This window comes from Halorubrum salinarum, assembly GCF_013267195.1.
In the GTDB taxonomy this organism is placed as follows: domain Archaea; phylum Halobacteriota; class Halobacteria; order Halobacteriales; family Haloferacaceae; genus Halorubrum; species Halorubrum salinarum.
Map to the genome: position 1 here is coordinate 1333133 of NZ_CP053941.1, position 19628 is coordinate 1352760.

The following is a 19628-nucleotide window of genomic DNA, read 5'->3' on the forward strand; positions in this document are numbered from 1 at the left end:
CGGGGTCAGACCCGGTCGTCGAGGTCGTGTTCGGCCGCCATCTTGGACGCCTCGGTCGCGAACCGCTCGACCTCGTCGGCCGGCGTCTCGCCGAGTGCCGTCTCGTCGACCTCGCGGCCGGCGGTGATCCCGTCGCCCGTGACGAGCCGCTGTTCGGCCAGCTCCTTCGTGTGGACGCGCTCGCCGTCTTCGGTGGCGTACGTGAGTCGGACGAGCCCCTTCGAGTCGAACTGCCGGTCGACGAGCCAGACGGTGGGCATGCGCGGGGATCCGTCCCTGCGAGGCTTAAGAAGGACGGTCGGCGCGCGGCGAGATCGGTAGTACCCTCTTTTTGATCGACCGACCGAATCCGGTCGGCGCGTGCCGACGAACGCCCTCGGGGCGTGAGTCGCACGCGCGAGGGAGTCGCTGGCTCCCGGAGCGTAGCGGAGGGTGCCAGCGACGAGGCTGGGGAGGAGTGAGGTGCGGTCGCGGTGCGGGGTGGGATCCGAAGGGGCGGCCGGGGCTTTGGGGCGGTTCTCCGGTGGCCTGTCGGCGAGTCCGAATCGACCGGACTCTCACTCGTCTCGTCGCCACGGCTTTGTATCGGCTCGCCGAACCAGTGGTCATGTACGTCGAGTTCGACCGCGACACCTGCGTCGGGATGTACCAGTGCGTCGCCGAGTGGGACGCCTTCGAAAAGAACCTGAACGACGGGAAGGCCGACTTAGAAGGGAGCGAGGAGGAGGAAGACGACCTGTTCGTCGTCGAGGTGCCCGACGGCGAGGAGTTTGACGCGAAGTTCGCGGCGCGCGTCTGCCCGGTCGACGCAATCGAAGTGTACGACGACGACGGCGAACAGGTGGTGTAGCCGGTTCGAGATCCGAGAAGTTGCTGTGTGTCGAGGGAGAACACCTCCAAAGCCCCAGCCGCGACGGCTCGCGCGGCTCGGTGCGCTCCTCGACCGCTCACTCCGTTCGCGGTCTGCGGTGCTTCCGTCGCCGTGCTTCGCCCTCGCGGCTGCCCCTTTGAGTCCCGCCCCGCACAGCACAGCTACCACAGCCTCACCCTCCCCAGCCTCGCGGTTCGCTCGGGGCTCCCTCCGGTCGCCTCTCACTCACCGCGTCCCTCGCACGCGCTCCTCGCGGCCGCCGGGGGCGGCCGCTCGCAGGCGCGCGCCGGGGTGGTATGCTTGAGAAAGCACGTCGGTTCCCTGCCCGTTTCTATTTATAAATGGTCGGCCACGTCCTCGGCGAAGTACGTGATGATCAGGTCCGCGCCCGCGCGCTTGAGCGCCGTGAGCGACTCCAGCGCGGTGGCCTCCAGGTCGAGCCACCCCTTCTCCGCGGCGGCGTGGAGCATCGCGTACTCGCCGGAGACGTTGTAAGCGGCGATGGGGCGGTCGAACTCCCGCCGGAGGTCCCCGACGATGTCGAGGTACGGCAGGCCGGGCTTCACCATCAGCACGTCGGCGCCCTGCTCGGCGTCGAGGCGGGCCTCCCGGAACGCCTCGCGGCGGTTCGCGGGGTCCATCTGGTAGTGCCGGCGGTCGCCGAACGCGGGCGCGCCGTCGGCCGCGTCGCGGAAGGGGCCGTAGAAGGCGGACTCGTACTTCGCGGCGTAGCTCAGGATGGCCACGTCCTCGTGGCCCGCCTCGTCGAGCGCCTCGCGGATCGCCCCCACCTGGCCGTCGGTCATCGCGGAGGGGGCGACCACGTCCGCGCCCGCGTCGGCCTGCGAGACCGCAGTGCGCGCGAGCAGGTCGAGCGTCTCGTCGTTCTTGACGGTGAGCGTCGGGTCCGACTCGGCGGTCTCCTCGATGACCCCGCAGTGGCCGTGGTCGGTGTACTCACAGAGGCAGACGTCGCCGATCACGGTGGCGTCGGTCTCGGCCGAGATCCGGCGGATCGCGCGCTGGACGACGCCGTCGTCGGCGTACGCGCGGCTCCCGGACGCGTCCTTTGACTCGGGGACGCCGAAGAGGATGACGGCCTCGACGCCCGTCTCGCGTACCTCGGCGACGCGGTCGACGGCCTCGTCGACGGGCACGCGCTCGTGGCCGGGCATCGTCTCGATTGGCACGCGCTCGTCGGTCGTGGCGTCGACGAAGACGGGCGCGACGAGGTCCGACGCCGAGAGGTCGGTCTCGGCGACGAGCGGGCGAACGCCGTCGGTCCGGAGGCGGCGCGGCCGGTCCGTGAGGTCCATGCCGACCGGTTGGTCCCGCGCCGCCTTTTACCGTTCGTCTCGGTCCGGCTACTCCGAGGACTCGATGTCGATCCGGTCGCGGAGCTCGGCGAGCTCGTCCGACTCGGCGAGCTCCTCGACGCGCTGTTTGAAGTGGGACTCGCAGAGGCCGACGACCACGCCGCGCTGCTCCGCCTCGTACGTGGCCTCTCGGTCGCAGTAGTGACACCGCATACGCGTCTCTCCGTCGGGCGCGGGCTTAATCCTGTTCGTCGGGCGCCGCGGCGGGGGACGATCCGGTCGCGAACGACTGGACGGAGACCGGTTCGGGCAGGCGTTCGCGGACGGGTTCGAACGCCGATTCCGTCAGCCCGGCGACGCCGAGGGTGCGCTCGTGCGCGTCCGTCCCGCCGGTTCTGAGCAGGTCGGCCTCGGCGGCGACGCGGTCGATCCGCTCGTCGTCGACGGCGCGGCCGTACGGGTAGAAGCGCTCGACCGCGCCGATCTCGTCGCGCTCGCGGGCGACCCCGAGCGCCTCGTCGACGCGCTCGTACCGGAACGGGTGCGCGAGCCCGACGAGCGCGCAGGCGTCGGCGAGCAGGTCCAGTCCCTCGTCGAGCGGGGTCACCTCGCGCGCGACGTAACACGGCCCGTCGTTCCTGATCAGCTCGTCGAACGCGCCGGCGTAGTCGTAGGGCGCGTCGGACTCGTCTATCGCCCGCGCGATGTGCGGTCGCCCCAGCCCCGCTCGGGGTTCTACGTCGAGGTCGACGCCGAGCCGGTCCTCGACCGCGTCGAGGATGGCGGCGCCGCGCTCGCGGCGGTCGCGCTGGAGGCGCTCGACCTCCGCGTCGAGCGCGTCGGTGTGTTCGACGCCGTACCCGAGGAGGTCCAGGCGCTCGAAGCCGGCGTCGACTCGGAGCTCGATCCCCCTGACGACCCGGACGCCGTCGCGCTCGACGACCGGCGCGTCGAGCCCGGGGTGGATCCGGTCGTGGTCGGTGACGGCGGCCCAGTCGACGCCGGCCTCGCGGGCGGCCGCGGGCACCTCGTCGAGCGTCAGGGTCCCGTCCGAGACGGTCGTGTGCGCGTGGAGGTCGGCGACGATCGGTTCGGCGGTGTCGGCCGATCCCGCGGAATCGACGGAATCGGCGGATTCGGGGGGCATGGCGGCGAATAGCCCCGCCCGACACTAAGCGGCGGCGGTCCGGCACTGGGCCGCGGAGTCCGAATATAAGGCGATATAAGGTATCCCCTCCGACTAAGGTCGTACATGGACAATCATTAAGAACCATCGGCGGTTTTCATCTGTTGATGCGCTTGAACGGCGTCGACGACCGACTCGAACGGCACCAGTACCCGACCACCTCTGAGGAGATCATCGCGGCTCACGGCAACGCGACCGTAGAGCTCGCGAACGGGTCCGAGCGGCTCGGCGACGTCTTGGAGCGGTTCGGCGACCAGACGTTCGAGGACGCGGAGGACGTGTTCACCACGCTCCGAGCCGGCGTCTGTCACCGCGGCGTCGGTCGCCGGTTCTACTCGGACCGCGACCCGACCACCGACGCGGAGGACGGGCCCGCGCCAGTCTCGTTCTGACGCGGCGAACCGCGCGAAGTCCATACCCTTCCTTTCGAAGCCCGACCGCGGAGCGTCGCCGATCCGCGGAGGCGGAACGCCGCGACCCGCGACGCGGCTACGGCACGGCGTCGACGGCGAGCGACGCGACTGCGACGCAACTACGACACGCCGTCGACGACGCCGGAGAGGTCGAGCGGGACCGAGCCCTTCCGGTACCCCTCGATCGACCCGTCGGGCTCGGTGCGGTACACGACCGCGGGCTTGTGACGGACAGCGGGCTCGGCCGCGCGCACCGCTTCCCACTCGTCGGCGGGGAACGACGAGCAGTCGACGAACAGCGTGACGCCGCCCGCGTGGGCCGCGAGCTGGCCGCTGGTCTTCGTCTCGGCGGTGTCGCGGACGGCCGCGACGGGGTCGTTCGCGGAGCGACCGGCGGTCGGCTGCGGGCGCGTCACCTCCACGAGGTGACCGGCGCCGGTCTCGGGATCGGTCGCGCGGAAGTCGAGCGAGTGCCCGGTTGTCACCTCGATCTCCGGCGTGATCTCGTACCCCGCGTCGGTGAGGATCCGGGCCGCGGCGAACTCGGCTATCGCCGCGCTCATGCGGACGAGGTCCCGGGACGCGGAGGTGCCGAGCTTCCCGGCCATGACCTCGCGGTAGTCGTCCAGCGTGCCCGGTCGGAGGGTCTCCTCGACGAAGCCGGTGCCCGCCTCGCGGATCGCGTCCGGGAACCCGGCGGCGTGGTCGCGGAAGAACGCCCGGCTCGTCTCCGCGCCGTCCTTCGAGCAGAACACCGGCAGGAAGTACCACGAGACGTGCGGGTAGTCGGCCAGCCACGGCTCGTCGTCGTGGAGCCCGGCGAGGAGCTCCCTCTGCGCCCACCGCGAGACGGGGTAGGGCGCCTCGTCGAACCCGTACTTGTCCGTCCGCCAGAGCTCGCTCGGGGTCTCCGTGTTGCCAAGCCAGTACCCGACCGGGCCGCCGTCGGCGCCGGCCGGCGGGTCCGCGTCGTCGTCGGTCCAGCAGAACAGCGCGAACGACCCGTCGTCCATGTCGAACCGGCGCGCCTCGTAGTCCGGCGGCGGGGCGAACCACGGGTCGCCGGCGGTCGCTCCGAGGTTCTCGTCGAGGGGGCGAGCGAGCTGCGACCGGACGCGGTCCGCCGTCCACCGACCGGGCGAGCGCCTGAAGCGGAGCGGTTGTGCCACGCCCGTTCGGTATCACGCCGCGCGGTTAATCGATTCCGGTGGCCGGCCCCCGAACGTTCACGGTCTTTGATACGTTTACCGACAGGTATATTACAGGAAACGGCCAAGTGTAGTCGTACCATGTCAATGGGTGCCTATGACGAGGCCGAGCACGAGCGTCGCGAGAAGAAGACCAGCGAAGTCGACGCCGACTTCGACGCGGAGCGGCCCGAGTACTCCGGTTCCCTGACCTACGACTCGGGCGACTCGACGGAGGCACTCCTCGACAAGTTCGAAGAGCTTCAGGGCAAGTGACGCGGCCGCGGCGACGCCGCGTTTTCTGATTCCGTTCTCAGCCGCCGAGCGCGAACGCCGTGAGCGACGACGCCGCGAGCGACGGCTCAGGTGAGCCAGATCGCGAGCGAGCAGACGACGGCGACGGCGATGACGTGGCCGACCACCGCGCCGAGCAGCACGGGCTCGGTGAGCAGGAACGGGACGAGCGCCAGCTGGACGAGCGAGAAGCCGATGTTCTCGGCGTCGAGCCGGCGGACGACCGCCCGCTCCTCGTCCGGCAGATCGACGTGGACCGCGCGCCACAGCGCCACGACCGCGCTCCACCACGAGGTTCCGATCCGGTAGGTCAGGTCCCAGAGGACGAGCAGCGTGAGGTAGACGACGGGGAGCGGGGGGTCGTCCCCGAACAGCCGGTCGATGAGGGTCGGGCCACCGGTCCCGTCCCACGCGAACAGGTAGGTGAGCAGCGCGATGAACGCCAGCACGCCCAACACGATCTCGATGCTCGACCCGAACAGCAGCCGCTTGTGCTCGGGCGGCGTGCCGAGCAGTCGGTTCTTCGCCCCGAGGCGGTGCATCTCGACGCTGCCGACGGCGGCGACGACGACCGCGACCGTCCCGGCGACGACGGCGTCCCAGGTCCCGTAGTACCAGCCGAGCGCCACCACGCCGACCTCAAAGACGGCGAACTGGAGCGCGACCGCCAGCGTGCGCGAGACGTCGAGGCCCGGGATCCCGCCGACGAGGCTCTCGTACACCCACGTCTCCCCGTATTCGCGGCTCACGGCGAGACTCCGGGCAGCGCGCTCAGCGGCGACGCCTCCGCGTTCCGCGACTCGGTCAGCGCGCGGGCGACCGCGAGCTCGAAGGGCGTGCGCTCGACGGGCACCAGCTCCCGGATCCGGTCGTCCTCGACGACCACGGTGTTTCGGAGCCCCTCGACCAGCGACCGGGCGAGGTAGGGGTTCACGTCGGTGACGAGCCGGAGCCACCGGGCCGACAGCTCCGGGCTCAACACCGGGACCCGCACGATCCGGAGGGAGTGGCCGAGCTGCCGCCTGGTCCGGCGGAGGATCTCGGCGTAGGTCAGCACCTCCGGGCCGCCGATCTCGAACGTCTCGCCGGCGGTCTCGGGGGCGTCGAGGACGCCCGCGAGGTACGCGACCACGTCGGCGATAGCGATCGGCTGGCACAGCGTGTCGACCCACTTCGGCGTGACCATCACCGGGAGCCGCCGGGCGAGCCCCGACACCACCTCGAAGCTGGCGCTGCCGGCGCCGATGATGATCGCGGCGCGCAGGGTCGTGAGCGCCGGGTCGCCCTCGGCGAGGATCCGCTCCACCTCGCGGCGCGAACGGAGGTGCTCGGAGAGCTCCTCGCGGTCCTCGCCGAGCCCGCCGAGGTAGACGATCCGGTCGATCCCGGCGGCCGACGCGGCCGCAACGAAGTTCCTCGCGCAGTTCCGGTCGCGCTCCTCGTACCCCGGGCCGCCGTCCATCGAGTGGACGAGGTAGTACGCGGCGTCGACCGCCTCGCCGTCGAGTTCGAACGCCGGGGGGAGCGTCTCCGGTTCCAGGAGGTCGCCCTCGACGACCGAGACGCCCTCGGGCGCGTCGTAGCCGTCGGCGTCGCGGACGAGCGCGACCACGTCGTGGCCGCGCGAGAGGAGCGTCGGGACGAGCCGGCTCCCGACGAATCCGGTCGCGCCGGTGACGAGCACTCGCATACCGTCTCCTGGGGCGGAACGACCATAAGCCTCGGCCTGCGCGGAGACTCACAGTTCCACAGAGTCAGAACAGACTGAGTCCACCGGAGAGGAGGATCAATGTGGAGACGAAGAGTGAGGCAATCGCAACGGTTAGGCTGAGCCGAGCGATCGCAACCGTCCGTTTGTCCTCGATCTGTCGTTCGATCCGTGCGGCCGTCTCGTCGAGGGACTCGACCGCGTCAGTTGCCGTTCCGTCACGGACGAACGAACGGAACGTTCGGTCGGCAGATTTCGTGGCTTCGATTTCCGACACTGGTTCCAGTGACTCCTCGATACAGGCCGATCTCAGCTCGGCGATCTGCCGGATCAGTTGGTCGTGTTCCGACTCAATCCTGTTCAGAGACCAGACAGTACGCAGTCCGCACAGGGATGATTGAACCTCGGTGACTGCGGCCCGGTACGACATTAGTTCCCGTTCGCAGTTCGCTACAGCGGTTGCGAACTCTCTCACCGCCCGCTCATCGGGGAACTCACCGTAGATGCGTGTCGAGTTCGCCGCAGACGAATCGCTGTCAGGCATAAGATAATTAACATTTGGTGGTGTCGGATTATAAACACTATGGCGGTGAGCGACGACACAATAGTCGTGTTGGAACAGCTCCGGCGGGACGCGAACCGAAATGACGAGGAGATCGCGGAGCGAACTGAACTTAGTCCGGCGGCGGTCGACGAGGCGCGTGAGGAAATTCACGACGAAGGGTTGGTCGATTCGTACGCCGCGGTGGTTGACCCGGCCGCGGTCGGACATCGAGAGTCCTCGTATCACTTCATCGGTGCGATAGACAACTACGACGAGACCTTGCGGAACGGAGTGCCAGAGTTCAACGAGTGGGGAGGGTCGCAGCTCGCGATGGTGGGGTTCGGTAACTACGACATGATATTCCGAAAAGTGAGCAGGAACGAGGAGCGCCTCGACCGGTTCGCGCAGAATCTCATCACGAACCCGAAGTACCCGTCCCTTCGGGAAACGAGCACCTATCGGATCAACGAGCGATACCGATGGAACGGAGCTAACCTCGAAGCAAATCGGTACGGACAGACGAACTGCGGTCTCGACGAGGACCGGCGCGAGGTGCTCAGCGTGCTCCAGGCGAACGGCAGGCTCCGCAACAGACCGGGAAAGGTCGCCGAGCGAGCGGATATCGCGACGGGAGAGGTAGCAGAGATCATCAACGAGCTCGAAAGAGACGGCGTGATTCTCGGCTACACGGCCTTCCCGGACGTGAAGTCGCTTGGATGGTATCGGGGGTTCTTGGGACTGTCGAACCTTGAGAACAGCTACGAAGGCGTAGTGGACAATCTACTTGAACTTGAGCCACTCTACGCGCCGTACATCATCTCAGGAACAGGAGCAACTTGGGCCGACATCGGGATCGAGTTCGTTTGTCGGTCTATCGAACACCTAGACGAATTCACCGACCGAATCCGAGTTGGACTCGACGCGCGCGAGTCGCGAACGCTGCTCTCTCCGAAGGTATTCCAAAACGAAAGGACCGTAGACGTGAGTCCGAGTTGAGGGAGTCGGCTCGGAGCCCGAAAACGGGACGTGATCAGTCTGGCCCACGGACCGATCGCTAGAAGTGCCCCCGGGTTCCTCGTCCGGTATGCGCGCAGGCGAGTTCGAACCGGTCCGCGGCGTCGAGGACCTGTACGTCCACGACACCGGGATGTTCGACACCGACGAGTACGGCGCCGTCTACGTGTACGACGCCGAGCGACCGATCGTGATAGACACGGGGACGGGAGCGAACCGGGAGTCCCTCTTCGAGACCGTCGAGGCGATCGGAATCTCCCGCGAGGAGCTCGCGTGGATCCTCCCGACCCACGCCCACCTCGATCACGCGGGCGGCGCCGGCCACCTGGCGGAGCGCTACCCGAACGCCGAGGTCCGGGTGCCCGAGAAGGGCGTCCGCCACCTCGTCGACCCCGACGCGCTCGTCGCCGGCACCAAGTCGGCGGTCGAGGAGCAGTGGAAGTACTACGCCGAGCCGCGGCCGGTCCCGGACGACCGGATCGCAGGGGTCGCCGAGGGCGACCGGATCGACCTCGGCGACCGGGAGCTCGTCGTCCGCGAGGCGCCCGGCCACGCACCCCACCACGCGGTCTACCACGACCCTGACGCGGACGTGGTGTTCGTCGCCGACGCCGCCGGCATCTACGTCCCCGCGGTCGACGCGGTGACCCCGACGACGCCGCCGCCGCAGTTCGACTTCGAGCAGTGCCTCGACGACATCCGGCTGATCGAGGATCTCGACCCCGACACGATCTGCTTCGGTCACTTCGGCCCGCGGACCTGCGACGAGGCCCTGATCGGCGAGGCGAAGCGGGCGTACGTCGAGTGGGTCGAGCGCGTCAGGGAGAAGCGCGCCGAACTCGGCGACGACGAGGCGGTCGTCGAGCATTTCGAGTCGGCGAGCCGCGACATCGACTACTGGAACCGCGAGCGCGCGCGGGCGAACGCGAGCCTGAACGCGAGAGGCGTGTTGACGTACCTCGACCGCGCCGGCGACGAGGCGTGACTCGCCGGGAGAGGAGGGGCGCGACCCGGCGGGGAGCGGCGACGGAGGCGGCCCCGGCGAGAGAAACGCCCTAAACCCCGCCGCCCGTATCCCGGGGCAGATGGGCATCTTCGACACGATCCGGGCCGTGCTCGGGACGAGCGCCGAGACCGACGCGACCCGCGAGGCGGACCCCGAGGACCTCTTCGGGATGTCGACCGCGTACATGACGATGGAGGCGGACCTCCGCTACGACCACTGCGGCGAGGCCGCCCTGTGTTTCTCCGGGATGGACAGCACACGCTTCGACGAGGCGGTCGAGACCGTCGAGGCCATCCTGGAGGCCGGCGAGATCGACACCGGCACCGGCTTCCACCGGTACGAGGACGACCACGGCTACCAGTGGTTCGTGCTGGAGGACGACGACCCCGAGGACCTGGTGACGAGCGTCCACTTCGCGGCCGACCAGTTCATCGAGGAGGGGTTCGGGTCGCGGCTGCTCGCGGCCGTCTTCGGCTTCGAGAACGACGACGGCCCCGTCTACTGGATCTACTCGTTCCGCCGGGGCGCGTACTACCCGTTCGCGCCGCGGGGGACGAGCGACCGGAACCAGCGGGTCGAGTTCAAGCTCCAGTCCGTCCTGGACGGCGAACTCGGCTTGGAGGACGACGAGTCGTACTGGTACCCGCTGTGGCCCGACGCGCCCGGGAGCCACCCGTGGGAGTGACCGCCGAGCCGACGGTGGTCCGATGAGCGACGGGCGCGACCCGACCGCCGGGCCGGAACTCGGTGACGGAGCGGACGCGGCCGGGCGGAACGCCCCGAAGAAGCGCCTGCTCCGCGGCGTCGCCGTCCAAGCTGCGGCGGTCGCGGCGGCGGTCCACCTGCTGTGGGCGTGGCCCCGACTCGGCTCGCCCCCGGACGCGCGCCCGTACCTCTTCCTCGCCGGGAGCGCGCTCGCGGTGGCGGTCGCCGTCGCGACGCTCCGGGCGGGCGAGTACCGCCGGCTCTACGCGCTCGGCGCGGGGACGCTCGGGGCGTTCCTCGGCGGGTTCCTCGCGTGGCACGGGACCGACGCCCCGGCGGCGCTCGGGGCCGAGCCGCTGGCGGTCGTCGCGGCGATAGCGGAGGTCGTCGGGGTCGGCGCCTTCCTCGCGCTGTACCGGCTCGCGCCGCCGACGAGCGTCGTCCTCGAACGGCGACGGGACGAGGGACCGGACGAGGCGTCGAAGGACGGCGGGGAGGGGCCGCCGTGAGCGACACGTACCTGACGGTCGCCCAGCGCGCGACCGCGCGGTTCGAGGTCCAGGGGTCGGAGTTCCTCGGCCACGTCGCGCCCGTCGACACGGTCGAGGCCGCCGAGTCGTTCGTCGCGGCGGTCCGCGAGGGGTACGCGGACGCGACCCACAACGTGCCAGCGTACCGGGTGCCCGCGGGCGAGCCGTCCGAGCGGACGCCGGGGTCGGAGCCGATGCTCAGGGAGTACTCGTCGGACGACGGCGAGCCGACCGGGTCGGCGGGCAAGCCCGCGCTGAACGTGCTCCAGCAGCGCGAGGTCCGGAACGCCGCCGCGGTGGTGACGCGGTACTACGGCGGGACGAACCTCGGGGTCGGGGGGCTCGCGCGCGCCTACTCGCGCGCGGTGAAGGACGGTATCGACGCCGCCGGCGTGGTCGAGGAGCGGCCGCACCGCGCCCTCGTCGTGGAGACCGAGTACGACGACTCGGGGACGGTCCGGGGCGTCATCGAGTCGGCGGGCGTCGAGTTCGACGCCGACTACGGCGAGCGCGTCCGGTTCGACCTCCGGGTGCCGGTCGCCGAGGTGGAGGCGCTCCGCGAGCGGCTCAACGACGCGACGAGCGGACGGGTCGAGATCGACCGCTGAAGCCCCGAAATACGGGTTACGAGAACTTCCGGACCGTCATGTCGAGGGTGTCGAGGTCGAGGATAGGGGCGTAGCCGGCGTCGGGGTCGATGTTAACGGACTTCTGGAAGTCGGTCTGGGCCTGCCAGCAGCCGGAGTTGACCGCGAGCACGTTGTGGTACTTCCCCCAGCCGAGCTTGTGGACGTGGCCGGTGTGGAACACGTCGGGCACGTCCTCGATGACGAGGTAGTCGCGCTCCTCGGGCGCGACGCGGGTGTGACCGCCGAACTGCGGGGCGACGTGGCGCTTCTTCAGCAGGTGGTACATCGCCTTGTGCGGCTCGTCGTAGCTCGCCTTCTCCTCCGGCAGCTCAGCGATCACCTCGTCGAGCGAGACGCCGTGGTACATCAGCACCTCGACGCCCTCGACCGAGACGGTGGCCGGGTTCGAGACGATCCGGGCGTCGTGGACGTCCAGGATGTCCCGGATCTCGTCGTCGAAGCCGGGCTGCGGCTCGGCGAGTCGGACGGCGTCGTGGTTGCCGGGGATCATCACGACCTCGGTGTCGGCGGGCACCTCCTTGAGGTGCTCCGAGAAGGCCTCGTACTGCTCGTAGATGTCGACGATGTCCAGCTCCTCGTCCTGATCGGGGTAGACGCCGACCCCCTCGACCATGTCGCCCGCGAGGAGGAGGTACTCCACGGGATCGGCCTCGGGGGTGTGGAGCCAGTCGGTGAACGAGTGCCACGCGTCGGCCATGAACTCGTCGCTGCCGACGTGGACGTCGGAGATCAGCGCGGCCTGGACGTGGCGGTCCGCGCCGCCCGGGCGGTGGGTCCGAGGGACGTCCGGGAAGTGGAGCGAGTCGGCGAAGAGGATGCCGGCGTCGTCCGCGAGCGACCCCTCGACGGCGACGCACTCGTCTAAGAGGATCTCGTCGACCACGTCGGCGAGGCCCTTGTCCTTCATCACGAGGGCGGGGAAGGTCCCGGTGGTGTCCTCCAACTCGATCAGCCAGTGGCCGGACTTCGTGGAGCGCACGTCGTTGACGAGGCCGATCATGGCGGCGTCGCTGCCGCCCGGCATGTCCGCGATCGCCTCCGCGGGCCGGTGGTTGACGCGGCCGCGGAGGATCTTCGAGAGCCGCTCGTAGCGGTCGCGGAACGTCGTGACGAAGTCCTTGTACTCGCCGGTTCCCGTGCTGCGCCCGGTCATGTCGTTGCCGACCGCCAAGTCGCGCAGGTCGGGGTCGCGGCGGCGTTCCGAGTTGTCGCGGGGAGCGCCGGCCTCGGTAGCCTCGGCAGCCTCGGCGGTCTCGACGGGGGCGTCCGGCTCGACGGCGTCCGCGGTCGCGGTCGGTGCGTCGGCGGTCCCTCGCGAGGCCCTCCCGGCGTCCGTTGGGTCCGGATCCACAGACCCCTTCGTTTCGACTGGAGATTGTCCCGTTTCGCCCGGTGAACCCGGAGATCCGTCTGTCTCCCCGATCGCGTCGCGGACGTGGTCGGCGGTGATCCGCAGGGCGTCGTCGGGGGCGCGGTCGACGGCGGCCGCGACGGCGGCGGCCGGGTCGGTCGCGCCGGCGAGCAGGGTCACCGCCTCGCGCTCGGCGTTGTAGCCGCGCTCGGCGAGGGCTTTCGCGATCCGGGCGTTCGACTCCAGCGGCACGCTATCCGAAAGGGGGGTCGCGGGCAAAACCGTTCCGGAGGCGTCGAAGGAAGTCGGTGCGCGGGAGCCCGAGCCCCCGGAACGCGGGGACCCGGAAGCTTATGAACGGAACCCCCCAAAGCCGACGTAATGGACGAAGGGGATCGGCCGACGGACACCGACGAGTCGGCCGGTCGAGACGAGCGGACGGACGAGGAGTCCGCGGCGGCGTCCGAGGGATCGGACGACGGAGCGTCCGACGAATCGGCCGACCGGTTTTCTGACGAGTCGGCAGACCGGTTTTCTGACGAGTCGGCAGACCGGCTTCCCGACGAATCCGCCGGTCCGACCTCCCTCGGCGAGGGCGATGTGCCTCCCGATTCCAAGGTCGACGCTCAGCCTCGGGACGAGCCCGGGTCGCTCGGGCAGGGCGACGCCGCGACCGGGCAGCGGAGCGCGTCGAGAGCAGGAGGGGAATCGGGAATCGAGTCGGGAGAGGCGACGGCGGACGAGTCGCTCGTCCACCGGTTCCGGCACGACCGGGAGGGCGCGCTGATGTGGATCCGAGAGATGCTGTCGAGCGTCGCCGTCGTCCTCCTGGTCGGACTGCTGCTGTTCGGCGTCAGCGGCGTGTGGCCGCCGATGGTCGCCGTCGAGTCGGGGAGCATGGAGCCGAACATGCAGGTCGGCGACCTGGTGTTCGTCACCGAACCCGGCCGGCTCGCGCCGGACGCGGCCGAAAACGGGGTCGGCGTCGTCACCCATGAGGTGGGCCAGGAGGTCGACTATCGGACGTTCGGGTCCTACGGGTCGGTGATGATATACACGCCGCCCGGCCGGACCGGGGCGCCGATCATCCACCGGGCGATGTTCCACGTCACCGAGGGCGAGAACTGGTACGACCGCGCCGACGCGGAGTACCACAACGCCGTCGACTGCGGGTCGCTCGCCAACTGCCCGGCGCCGCACGACGGGTACATCACCCTCGGCGACAACAACGGCGCCTACGACCAGGCCAGCGGCCTCTCGCCGCCGGTCAGGGCCGAGTGGGTGAACGGGGTGGCGCGCCTCCGGGTCCCGTATCTCGGCTACATCCGGCTGATCGCGACGGGACAGGTAGAGCTGAACGAGGCGATAGCGGGGGCCGTGGGAAGCGGCCTCCCGGCGACCGGACCGGGGAGCGCTTCGACTGCGCCGGCGGCGTAGCTTCTGGGGAATCCAGTATTAACCGGACCTCGATGAATCGAGGTCAGTTGTCGAACCGCGCTTGGACGAACGGCTGCGCGTTCTCGATGTCGCCGAGCCGCGAGTCCGACAGGAGCACTGCTTCCGTCTCCTCAACGGGGACGGAGAGGCCCATCTCCTTCGTCCGGCCGTAGCGGCCCTTCGAGACGACGACGGCGTTGACGATCCCGAGCATGTCGAGCTCGCTGATGAGGTCGGTGACCCGTCGCTGGGTTAAGACGTCGGCGTCGATCTCCTCGCAGAGGCGCTTGTAGATGTTGAACACCTCGCCCGTGTTGATGTTGTGGACGCCGTTCTTTTCGAGGAGGATAACGGCGAACAGGACGATCTTGCTCTGCGTCGGGAGGGTGCGGACGACCTCGACGACGCGGTCGAGCTCGATCTTGTCCTGGGCCTGTCGGACGTGTTTCTCCGCGACGATCTCGGCCTGCGAGCGCTCGGCGAGCTCGCCGGCGGTCCGGAGGAGGTCGAGGGCGCGTCGGGCGTCGCCGTGTTCCTGTGCGGCGAAGGCGGCACAGAGGGGGATCACGTCGTCGGTGAGCGCGTCGGGCTTGAACGCGGTGTCGGCGCGGTGCTGGAGGATGTCGCGGAGCTGGTTGGCGTCGTACGGCGGGAAGACGATCTCCTCCTCGCCGAGGCTCGACTTGACGCGGGGGTCGAGGAAGTCGGTGAACTTCAGGTCGTTCGAGATGCCCATGATCGAGATGCGCGAGCGGTCGAGCTCGGAGTTCATCCGGGAGAGGTTATAGAGGGTGTCGTCGCCGCTCTTCTCGACGAGCTTGTCGATCTCGTCGAGCATGATCACGACCACGCGCTCGTGGTAGTCGACCGCCTCGAAGAACGTCGAGTAGACGCGGTCGGTGGGCCACCCCGTCATCGGCACTTCCTCCATCTCGTCGGCGTCAGCTTCGAGCTCGTCGATGCGGTCGTCGAGCTCGTCGACGGAGTCGAACTCGGTGTCGGCGAGGGCGGCGGCCGGGTCGCGCCCGGTGGTCTCCGCGGCGTCTGTCGCGTCGGCGCGGAGCCCCTCCAGTCGCTCTAACCGGTCGGCGATCACCGCCTGGTTCTCCTCGATGAACGTGTTCGCGAGCTGAGCGAGGACGCGGTACTGCGTGTCGGTCACCTCGCAGTTGATGTACTCGACCTCGCAGGGCACGTCGTACTTCTGGGAGGTGGACTCGAGCTCCTGGGAGACGAACTTCGCCGAGGCGGTCTTCCCGGTCCCCGTCTTCCCGTAGATGAGGATGTTCGAGGGGGTCTCGCCGCGGAGCGCGGAGACGAGGATGGTCGCCATCCGGTTGATCTGGTCGTTGCGGTGGGGGAGCTCGTGCGGCGTGTACGAGGGGCGGAGGACCTCTTTGTTCTCGAATATCGGTTCGCCGGAGAGGAGGTCGTCGAACAGTCCCTGGTTATCGTCGTCGTCGTCGAGGACGACCCCGTCGAAGTCGACGTCCGGCGACGACCGGTCGCGGCCGCCGTTGTCGAGCCCCGCCGTTTCGGGTCGAGCGTCGGTCGAGAGGGAGGCCGCGTCGGGGTCCGACTCGGCGTCCGAGACGCCGAAATCCGATCCCGCGTCGGCGCCGGAACCGGACCCGGCCGGAGAGTCGGGGTCGAAGTCGTCGATATCGGGGGACTCAGACCCGTCGTCCTCGGACCCGGCGGTTCCAGAGCCCGAGGCCGCGAAGTCGTCGGGGTCGGGCGTCGAAGAGCGGTTCGACGGCGGGTCATCGGAGTCGCCGCTATGGTCCGATTCGTCGCCGTCGTCCGGGTCGATGCCGCCGTCGGCCCGCGGTGTGTGATCGCCTTCGTCCATGTGACCCCTCCGTTTCAGGTGGAGACGGCAAGGGAAGTCCCTTCAGACGCCGTCTCCGGTCGGAAACACGCGTTCGCGGTCGGAACCGAGACCGACCACGTCCAGTTGATACAGTCGAACCAGATGAAGAGACGGTACAAAAGTGTTCCTCTCTGGAGTTGAAACGTCCCCCTCGATTGGAGCATCGGGGTGATAGGGGGTCGGTTCGGGTCGAACGACGCGCCGGTCGAACCGGTCGGGAGACGGAGCCAATTCGAATGACGGCCGGTCGGATCGCGAGGCGACTCGACGGAACCAAGGCGTGTAGCAGACATCGACAGCCGTTGGGGTCATCTCGCCCTCCGGCAATCGTCTCGGAGCTGATCGCAGTCGGATCGGCGTTCCGTCTCACGCTCGGCGATTTCGGGTCGCGGTTCCATGCTCGGGGAGCCGCGTCGGTTGGGGTTACCCCCACACCCCTTTGTTTCGGGTGGAACGCCGAATGGGTGGGGTGGGGGTGTTGGGGTGGCTATAGATAGCGGTGGTTTTAATACACAAACCATATAATAGTACCCTCGACAATCCTCTCTAGATTATATTTGTAGTATTGTGGTTGTTTTATTTGATCTTCGTGCTGATTTTATCTAGTGTAGCTCCAACCGACCCCGAGCAGCCACCGTCCACCCCAACACCTCTCCGGGTTCCACCTGAAACGAAGGGGTGGGGGGCTACCGATCGACACCTGCTCTCAGGTGACATCCTCTCACCGGCAACGTTTCGTCTCGACGCCACCTCTCCTCGACAACGTCCTTCCCCAACAACGTCCTTCCCCGACAACGACCCCCTCAACGACGCTCCACCTCGACGACGCTCACCACCCACGGCGCGCCGCTGGCGAACGTCACGGTTGGCGGCGATAGTTTTACCACATGGTAAACAAACGGTACACGCACACATGACCCGATTCCGCACGTCGGACGAGGTGGTCCGATGACTGATGGCGACACCCCCGGTGCCGACAACACCGACACCGACGGCGTCGGTGCCGGCGGCCCCGCCGGCGGCGGGAGGATCTTGGACGGCGTCACCGTCCTCGACCTCTCGACGTTCGTCACCGGCGGCTTCTGCTCGGCGATGCTGTCGAACCAGGGCGCGGAGGTCGTCAAGATCGAACAGCCCGGCTACGGCGACGCCGTCCGCCACTCCGGACCGCCGTTCATCAAGGGCGAGTCCCCGTACTACTGGACGCTGAGCTACGGGAAGAAGAGCCTCGAACTCGACTTGAAGAACGACGACGCCAAGGAGGCGCTGTACGAGCTGGTCGAGGAGGCGGACATCTTCATCCAGAACTTCCGCCCGGGCACCGCCGAGCGGCTCGACGTCGACTACGACACGCTCACCGAACACAACGAGGACCTGATCTACCTCGCCATCTCCGCGTTCGGGCAGACCGGCCCGTGGCGCGAGCGCTCCGGCTACGACCTCCTCATCCAGGGGATGAGCGGGATCATGAGCGTCACCGGCGAGGCGGACCGTCAGCCGGTCAAAGTCGGCCTCCCGATGACCGACCTCATCACGGCGATGTGGGCCGCCTTCGGCGCGACGACCGCGCTCTACCGCCGCGAGCGGACCGGCGAGGGCGAGTACATCGACCTCGGAATGTTGGAGGCCACCCTCCCGTGGCTCACCAAGCAGGCCGGGATGGTGTTCGCGGGCGAGGAGACGAAGCGCATGGGGACGAAAGACCCCGTCCTCGCCCCGTACCAGACGTTCGAGACGAAGGACGGGTTCATCAACATCTGTATCCTCAACGAGAAGCTCTGGGGGGAGCTCTGCGAGGCGCTCGACCGGCCGGACCTCCCCGAGGACGACCGCTTCGAGCAGAACGCGGACCGCGTGGAACACCTCAACGAGCTCGAGGCCGAAATCGAGGCCACCCTCGCCGACAAGACGACCGACGAGTGGATCGAGGTCATCGCCGAGGACGCCGGCGTCCCCGCCGGCCCCGTCTACAGCGTCGAGGAGGCGCTCAACAGCCCGCAGATCGACGCCCGCGGCACTATCACCGAGATCGAACACCCCGAACTCGGCGAGGTGCCCGTGATCGAGCACCCGCTCAAGTTCCGCAACGCGGAGAGCGGCTTCGAGCTCCCGCCGCCGTTGCTCGGCGAGCACAACCGCGAGGTGTTCCGCGAACACGGCTACTCGGAGGCCGAGATCGACCGCCTCGCGGAGCTGGGCGTGTTCGGCGACGCCGCCGAGGACTCCGATGACGAGGACACCGACGGGAATGACGACTGAGGTCCGCGTCCGCGGCGTCGGCATGACGCCCTTCGAGAGCGAGGCCGAGCGCTCGCTCACCGACCTCGCCGCCACCGCCGCCGAGCGCGCCCTCACGGACGCGGGCGTCGACCCCGCGGCGGTCGACGCGCTCCACCTCGGCAACGCGCTCGCCGAGGCGCTCGACGAGGGCGCGGGGCTCGCGAACGCCCTCGCGGCCGCGCTCGGCCTCGACGGCGCGTCCGCGGACCGGATCGAGAACACGAGCGCGACCGGCGCGAGCGCGTTTCACCGCGGCGTCGAGACGCTCCGGAGCGGCGACGCCGACGTCGCGCTCGTCGTCGGCGCCGAGAAGATGTCCGCGGGCGACACGCGGACCGTCACCGAGGCGATCAGCCGGCTCGTCCACCGGCGCGAGTACGCGCAGGGGCTCACCCTCCCCTCGTTCGGCGGCCTCGCCGCCGGCGCCTACCTCGACCGCCACGACGCGCCCCGCGAGGCGCTCGCCGCGGTCGCGGCCAAGAACCACGAGAACGCGGTCGACAACCCCGTCGCCCAGTTCCGGAAGTCGATCGACGTCGCCGACGCGCTCGACTCCCCGGTCGTCGCCGCGCCGCTCCGGCTGTACGACTGCTGTCCGATGTCCGACGGCGCCGCCGCCGTCGTCCTGACCCGGGCGGCCGACGACGACCCCACGGACGCTATGGACCCCACCGACGCCACCCCCACCACCGACGCCAGTGACGCCACGGACACCGCCGACGCCACCGACGCTGCCGGCGGGAGCGACGCCGACCGCGTCGCCCCCCGCGTCGCCGGCATCGCGAGCGCGACGGGCACCCACGCGGTCGCCGAGCGCCCGGACCCCCTCTCGATCGAGTCGGTCCGGACCGCGGGCGAGCGCGTCTTCGACTGCGCCGGAATCCGGCCCGACGACGTCGACGTGGCCTGTATCCACGACGCGTTCACGGTCCTCGAACTGATCGAACTCGAGGAGCTGGGCTTCTACGAGACCGGGACCGCGTGGGAGGCGACACTCGACGGCGACACCGCGCTCGACGGCGAGCTCCCGGTCAACCCCGGCGGCGGGCTCAAGGCCCGCGGCCACCCGCTCGGCGCGACCGGGCTCTCGCAGATCGTCGAACTCGTGTGGCAGCTGCGCGGCGACCTCCACGCGGGCCGCCGCGTCGACGGCGCGGAGACGGCGTTCGCGATCAACGTCGCCGGGTTCGGGAACAACAGCGTCTGTACGGTGTTGCGCGCGTGACCGACTCCGATTCCCCGGACACCGGCTCCGACCGCCCG

21 protein-coding genes are annotated in these 19628 nt (G+C 69.2%); 11 read left to right on the forward strand and 10 right to left on the reverse strand.

What is annotated here, in order from left to right:
* Positions 1 to 5: 5 nt before the first annotated feature.
* On the reverse strand, positions 6 to 260 hold the full coding sequence (locus HPS36_RS06690; protein ID WP_173229300.1) for a hypothetical protein: 255 nt from the start codon (positions 258 to 260) through the stop codon (positions 6 to 8).
* A 347-nt stretch (positions 261 to 607) separates the two neighbouring features.
* On the opposite strand from HPS36_RS06690, the gene HPS36_RS06695 reads away from it, so the two are divergent.
* Positions 608 to 850: a ferredoxin gene (locus tag HPS36_RS06695; RefSeq protein ID WP_137716747.1), complete on the forward strand. Its 243-nt coding sequence runs from the start codon at positions 608 to 610 to the stop codon at positions 848 to 850.
* A gap of 356 nt (positions 851 to 1206) precedes the next feature.
* Here HPS36_RS06695 and hemB read toward each other — a convergent pair whose 3' ends face one another.
* From hemB to HPS36_RS06710, 3 genes are read right to left on the reverse strand one after another with little or no spacing between them, the layout of a single operon-like run.
* Complete coding sequence (gene hemB / locus HPS36_RS06700; RefSeq protein WP_173229302.1) at positions 1207 to 2187, reverse strand: porphobilinogen synthase; 981 nt, start codon at positions 2185 to 2187, stop codon at positions 1207 to 1209.
* Between the two features lie 48 nt (positions 2188 to 2235).
* Entirely contained in the window at positions 2236 to 2400 is a 165-nt protein-coding gene (locus HPS36_RS06705; protein ID WP_006114727.1) for a DUF6757 family protein, read from the reverse strand.
* A gap of 25 nt (positions 2401 to 2425) precedes the next feature.
* Complete coding sequence (locus tag HPS36_RS06710) at positions 2426 to 3334, reverse strand: PHP domain-containing protein (protein ID WP_173229304.1); 909 nt, start codon at positions 3332 to 3334, stop codon at positions 2426 to 2428.
* Between the two features lie 146 nt (positions 3335 to 3480).
* Here HPS36_RS06710 and HPS36_RS06715 point away from each other — a divergent pair, with 146 nt between their 5' ends.
* Positions 3481 to 3765, forward strand: coding sequence for a DUF5789 family protein (locus HPS36_RS06715; protein WP_053770250.1), 285 nt, complete (start codon positions 3481 to 3483; stop codon positions 3763 to 3765).
* A 140-nt stretch (positions 3766 to 3905) separates the two neighbouring features.
* Here HPS36_RS06715 and HPS36_RS06720 read toward each other — a convergent pair whose 3' ends face one another.
* The gene (locus HPS36_RS06720) at positions 3906 to 4955 is read right to left on the reverse strand and encodes a DUF5784 family protein (RefSeq protein WP_173229306.1); all 1050 of its coding nucleotides are present in this window, start codon (positions 4953 to 4955) and stop codon (positions 3906 to 3908) included.
* 126 nt (positions 4956 to 5081) lie between these two features.
* Between HPS36_RS06720 and HPS36_RS06725 the strand changes: the two genes are divergently transcribed.
* Positions 5082 to 5249: a DUF5786 family protein gene (locus HPS36_RS06725; protein ID WP_004599209.1), complete on the forward strand. Its 168-nt coding sequence runs from the start codon at positions 5082 to 5084 to the stop codon at positions 5247 to 5249.
* Positions 5250 to 5335: 86 nt separating this feature from the next.
* On the opposite strand, the gene HPS36_RS06730 is transcribed toward HPS36_RS06725, so the two are convergent.
* From HPS36_RS06730 to HPS36_RS06740, 3 genes are all read right to left on the reverse strand, one after another.
* The gene (locus tag HPS36_RS06730) at positions 5336 to 6016 is read right to left on the reverse strand and encodes a DUF7530 family protein (RefSeq protein ID WP_173229308.1); all 681 of its coding nucleotides are present in this window, start codon (positions 6014 to 6016) and stop codon (positions 5336 to 5338) included.
* Entirely contained in the window at positions 6013 to 6957 is a 945-nt protein-coding gene (locus HPS36_RS06735) for an NAD(P)H-binding protein (RefSeq protein WP_173229310.1), read from the reverse strand. The genes HPS36_RS06730 and HPS36_RS06735 overlap by 4 nt, the downstream gene beginning before the upstream one ends.
* Before the next feature lie 64 nt (positions 6958 to 7021).
* Positions 7022 to 7519 carry a hypothetical protein gene (locus HPS36_RS06740; RefSeq protein WP_173229312.1) on the reverse strand — a complete coding sequence of 166 codons (498 nt, stop codon included), beginning with the start codon at positions 7517 to 7519 and terminating at the stop codon, positions 7022 to 7024.
* 39 nt (positions 7520 to 7558) lie between these two features.
* Here HPS36_RS06740 and HPS36_RS06745 point away from each other — a divergent pair, with 39 nt between their 5' ends.
* The 5 genes from HPS36_RS06745 (at position 7559) to HPS36_RS06765 (ending at position 11382) form a co-directional block, all read left to right on the forward strand.
* Positions 7559 to 8515, forward strand: a complete 957-nt coding sequence (locus HPS36_RS06745; protein WP_173229314.1) for an Lrp/AsnC family transcriptional regulator — start codon at positions 7559 to 7561, stop codon at positions 8513 to 8515.
* An 88-nt stretch (positions 8516 to 8603) separates the two neighbouring features.
* Positions 8604 to 9518, forward strand: a complete 915-nt coding sequence (locus HPS36_RS06750; protein ID WP_173229316.1) for an MBL fold metallo-hydrolase — start codon at positions 8604 to 8606, stop codon at positions 9516 to 9518.
* Between the two features lie 100 nt (positions 9519 to 9618).
* Complete coding sequence (pspAB, locus tag HPS36_RS06755; RefSeq protein WP_137716755.1) at positions 9619 to 10224, forward strand: PspA-associated protein PspAB; 606 nt, start codon at positions 9619 to 9621, stop codon at positions 10222 to 10224.
* Between the two features lie 22 nt (positions 10225 to 10246).
* Positions 10247 to 10753 carry a hypothetical protein gene (locus tag HPS36_RS06760; RefSeq protein ID WP_173229318.1) on the forward strand — a complete coding sequence of 169 codons (507 nt, stop codon included), beginning with the start codon at positions 10247 to 10249 and terminating at the stop codon, positions 10751 to 10753.
* Positions 10750 to 11382 (forward strand): IMPACT family protein, encoded by a 633-nt coding sequence (locus tag HPS36_RS06765; RefSeq protein WP_173229320.1) that lies wholly within the window; start codon positions 10750 to 10752, stop codon positions 11380 to 11382. Before HPS36_RS06760 ends, HPS36_RS06765 begins: the two co-directional genes overlap by 4 nt.
* Before the next feature lie 16 nt (positions 11383 to 11398).
* On the opposite strand, the gene HPS36_RS06770 is transcribed toward HPS36_RS06765, so the two are convergent.
* Positions 11399 to 13027 (reverse strand): DNA-directed DNA polymerase II small subunit, encoded by a 1629-nt coding sequence (locus tag HPS36_RS06770; protein WP_173229322.1) that lies wholly within the window; start codon positions 13025 to 13027, stop codon positions 11399 to 11401.
* A gap of 129 nt (positions 13028 to 13156) precedes the next feature.
* Here HPS36_RS06770 and HPS36_RS06775 point away from each other — a divergent pair, with 129 nt between their 5' ends.
* Positions 13157 to 14212 carry a S26 family signal peptidase gene (locus tag HPS36_RS06775; RefSeq protein WP_173229324.1) on the forward strand — a complete coding sequence of 352 codons (1056 nt, stop codon included), beginning with the start codon at positions 13157 to 13159 and terminating at the stop codon, positions 14210 to 14212.
* Positions 14213 to 14255: 43 nt separating this feature from the next.
* On the opposite strand, the gene HPS36_RS06780 is transcribed toward HPS36_RS06775, so the two are convergent.
* Positions 14256 to 16064: a Cdc6/Cdc18 family protein gene (locus HPS36_RS06780; protein ID WP_173229326.1), complete on the reverse strand. Its 1809-nt coding sequence runs from the start codon at positions 16062 to 16064 to the stop codon at positions 14256 to 14258.
* A 969-nt stretch (positions 16065 to 17033) separates the two neighbouring features.
* Between HPS36_RS06780 and HPS36_RS06785 the strand changes: the two genes are divergently transcribed.
* A complete protein-coding gene (locus HPS36_RS06785) occupies positions 17034 to 18344 on the forward strand; it encodes a CaiB/BaiF CoA transferase family protein (RefSeq protein WP_173229328.1) in 1311 nt (436 codons plus the stop codon).
* Positions 18334 to 19590 carry a thiolase C-terminal domain-containing protein gene (locus tag HPS36_RS06790; protein WP_173230799.1) on the forward strand — a complete coding sequence of 419 codons (1257 nt, stop codon included), beginning with the start codon at positions 18334 to 18336 and terminating at the stop codon, positions 19588 to 19590. The genes HPS36_RS06785 and HPS36_RS06790 overlap by 11 nt, the downstream gene beginning before the upstream one ends.
* The last annotated feature ends 38 nt before the right edge of the window (positions 19591 to 19628 follow it).

Bases quoted from the DNA above. Each gene is read 5' to 3' on its own strand.
- HPS36_RS06775 (WP_173229324.1), top strand. From the start codon at position 13,157: ATGGACGAAGGGGATCGGCCGACGGACACCGACGAGTCGGCCGGTCGA.
- HPS36_RS06690 (WP_173229300.1), bottom strand. From the start codon at position 260: ATGCCCACCGTCTGGCTCGTCGACCGGCAGTTCGACTCGAAGGGGCTC.
- HPS36_RS06745 (WP_173229314.1), top strand. From the start codon at position 7,559: ATGGCGGTGAGCGACGACACAATAGTCGTGTTGGAACAGCTCCGGCGG.
- HPS36_RS06695 (WP_137716747.1), top strand. From the start codon at position 608: ATGTACGTCGAGTTCGACCGCGACACCTGCGTCGGGATGTACCAGTGC.
- HPS36_RS06710 (WP_173229304.1), bottom strand. From the start codon at position 3,334: ATGCCCCCCGAATCCGCCGATTCCGTCGATTCCGCGGGATCGGCCGAC.
- HPS36_RS06735 (WP_173229310.1), bottom strand. From the start codon at position 6,957: ATGCGAGTGCTCGTCACCGGCGCGACCGGATTCGTCGGGAGCCGGCTC.
- HPS36_RS06750 (WP_173229316.1), top strand. From the start codon at position 8,604: ATGCGCGCAGGCGAGTTCGAACCGGTCCGCGGCGTCGAGGACCTGTAC.
- HPS36_RS06715 (WP_053770250.1), top strand. From the start codon at position 3,481: ATGCGCTTGAACGGCGTCGACGACCGACTCGAACGGCACCAGTACCCG.
- HPS36_RS06760 (WP_173229318.1), top strand. From the start codon at position 10,247: ATGAGCGACGGGCGCGACCCGACCGCCGGGCCGGAACTCGGTGACGGA.
- HPS36_RS06780 (WP_173229326.1), bottom strand. From the start codon at position 16,064: ATGGACGAAGGCGATCACACACCGCGGGCCGACGGCGGCATCGACCCG.
- HPS36_RS06740 (WP_173229312.1), bottom strand. From the start codon at position 7,519: ATGCCTGACAGCGATTCGTCTGCGGCGAACTCGACACGCATCTACGGT.
- hemB (WP_173229302.1), bottom strand. From the start codon at position 2,187: ATGGACCTCACGGACCGGCCGCGCCGCCTCCGGACCGACGGCGTTCGC.
- HPS36_RS06705 (WP_006114727.1), bottom strand. From the start codon at position 2,400: ATGCGGTGTCACTACTGCGACCGAGAGGCCACGTACGAGGCGGAGCAG.
- HPS36_RS06790 (WP_173230799.1), top strand. From the start codon at position 18,334: ATGACGACTGAGGTCCGCGTCCGCGGCGTCGGCATGACGCCCTTCGAG.
- HPS36_RS06785 (WP_173229328.1), top strand. From the start codon at position 17,034: ATGACTGATGGCGACACCCCCGGTGCCGACAACACCGACACCGACGGC.
- HPS36_RS06725 (WP_004599209.1), top strand. From the start codon at position 5,082: ATGGGTGCCTATGACGAGGCCGAGCACGAGCGTCGCGAGAAGAAGACC.
- pspAB (WP_137716755.1), top strand. From the start codon at position 9,619: ATGGGCATCTTCGACACGATCCGGGCCGTGCTCGGGACGAGCGCCGAG.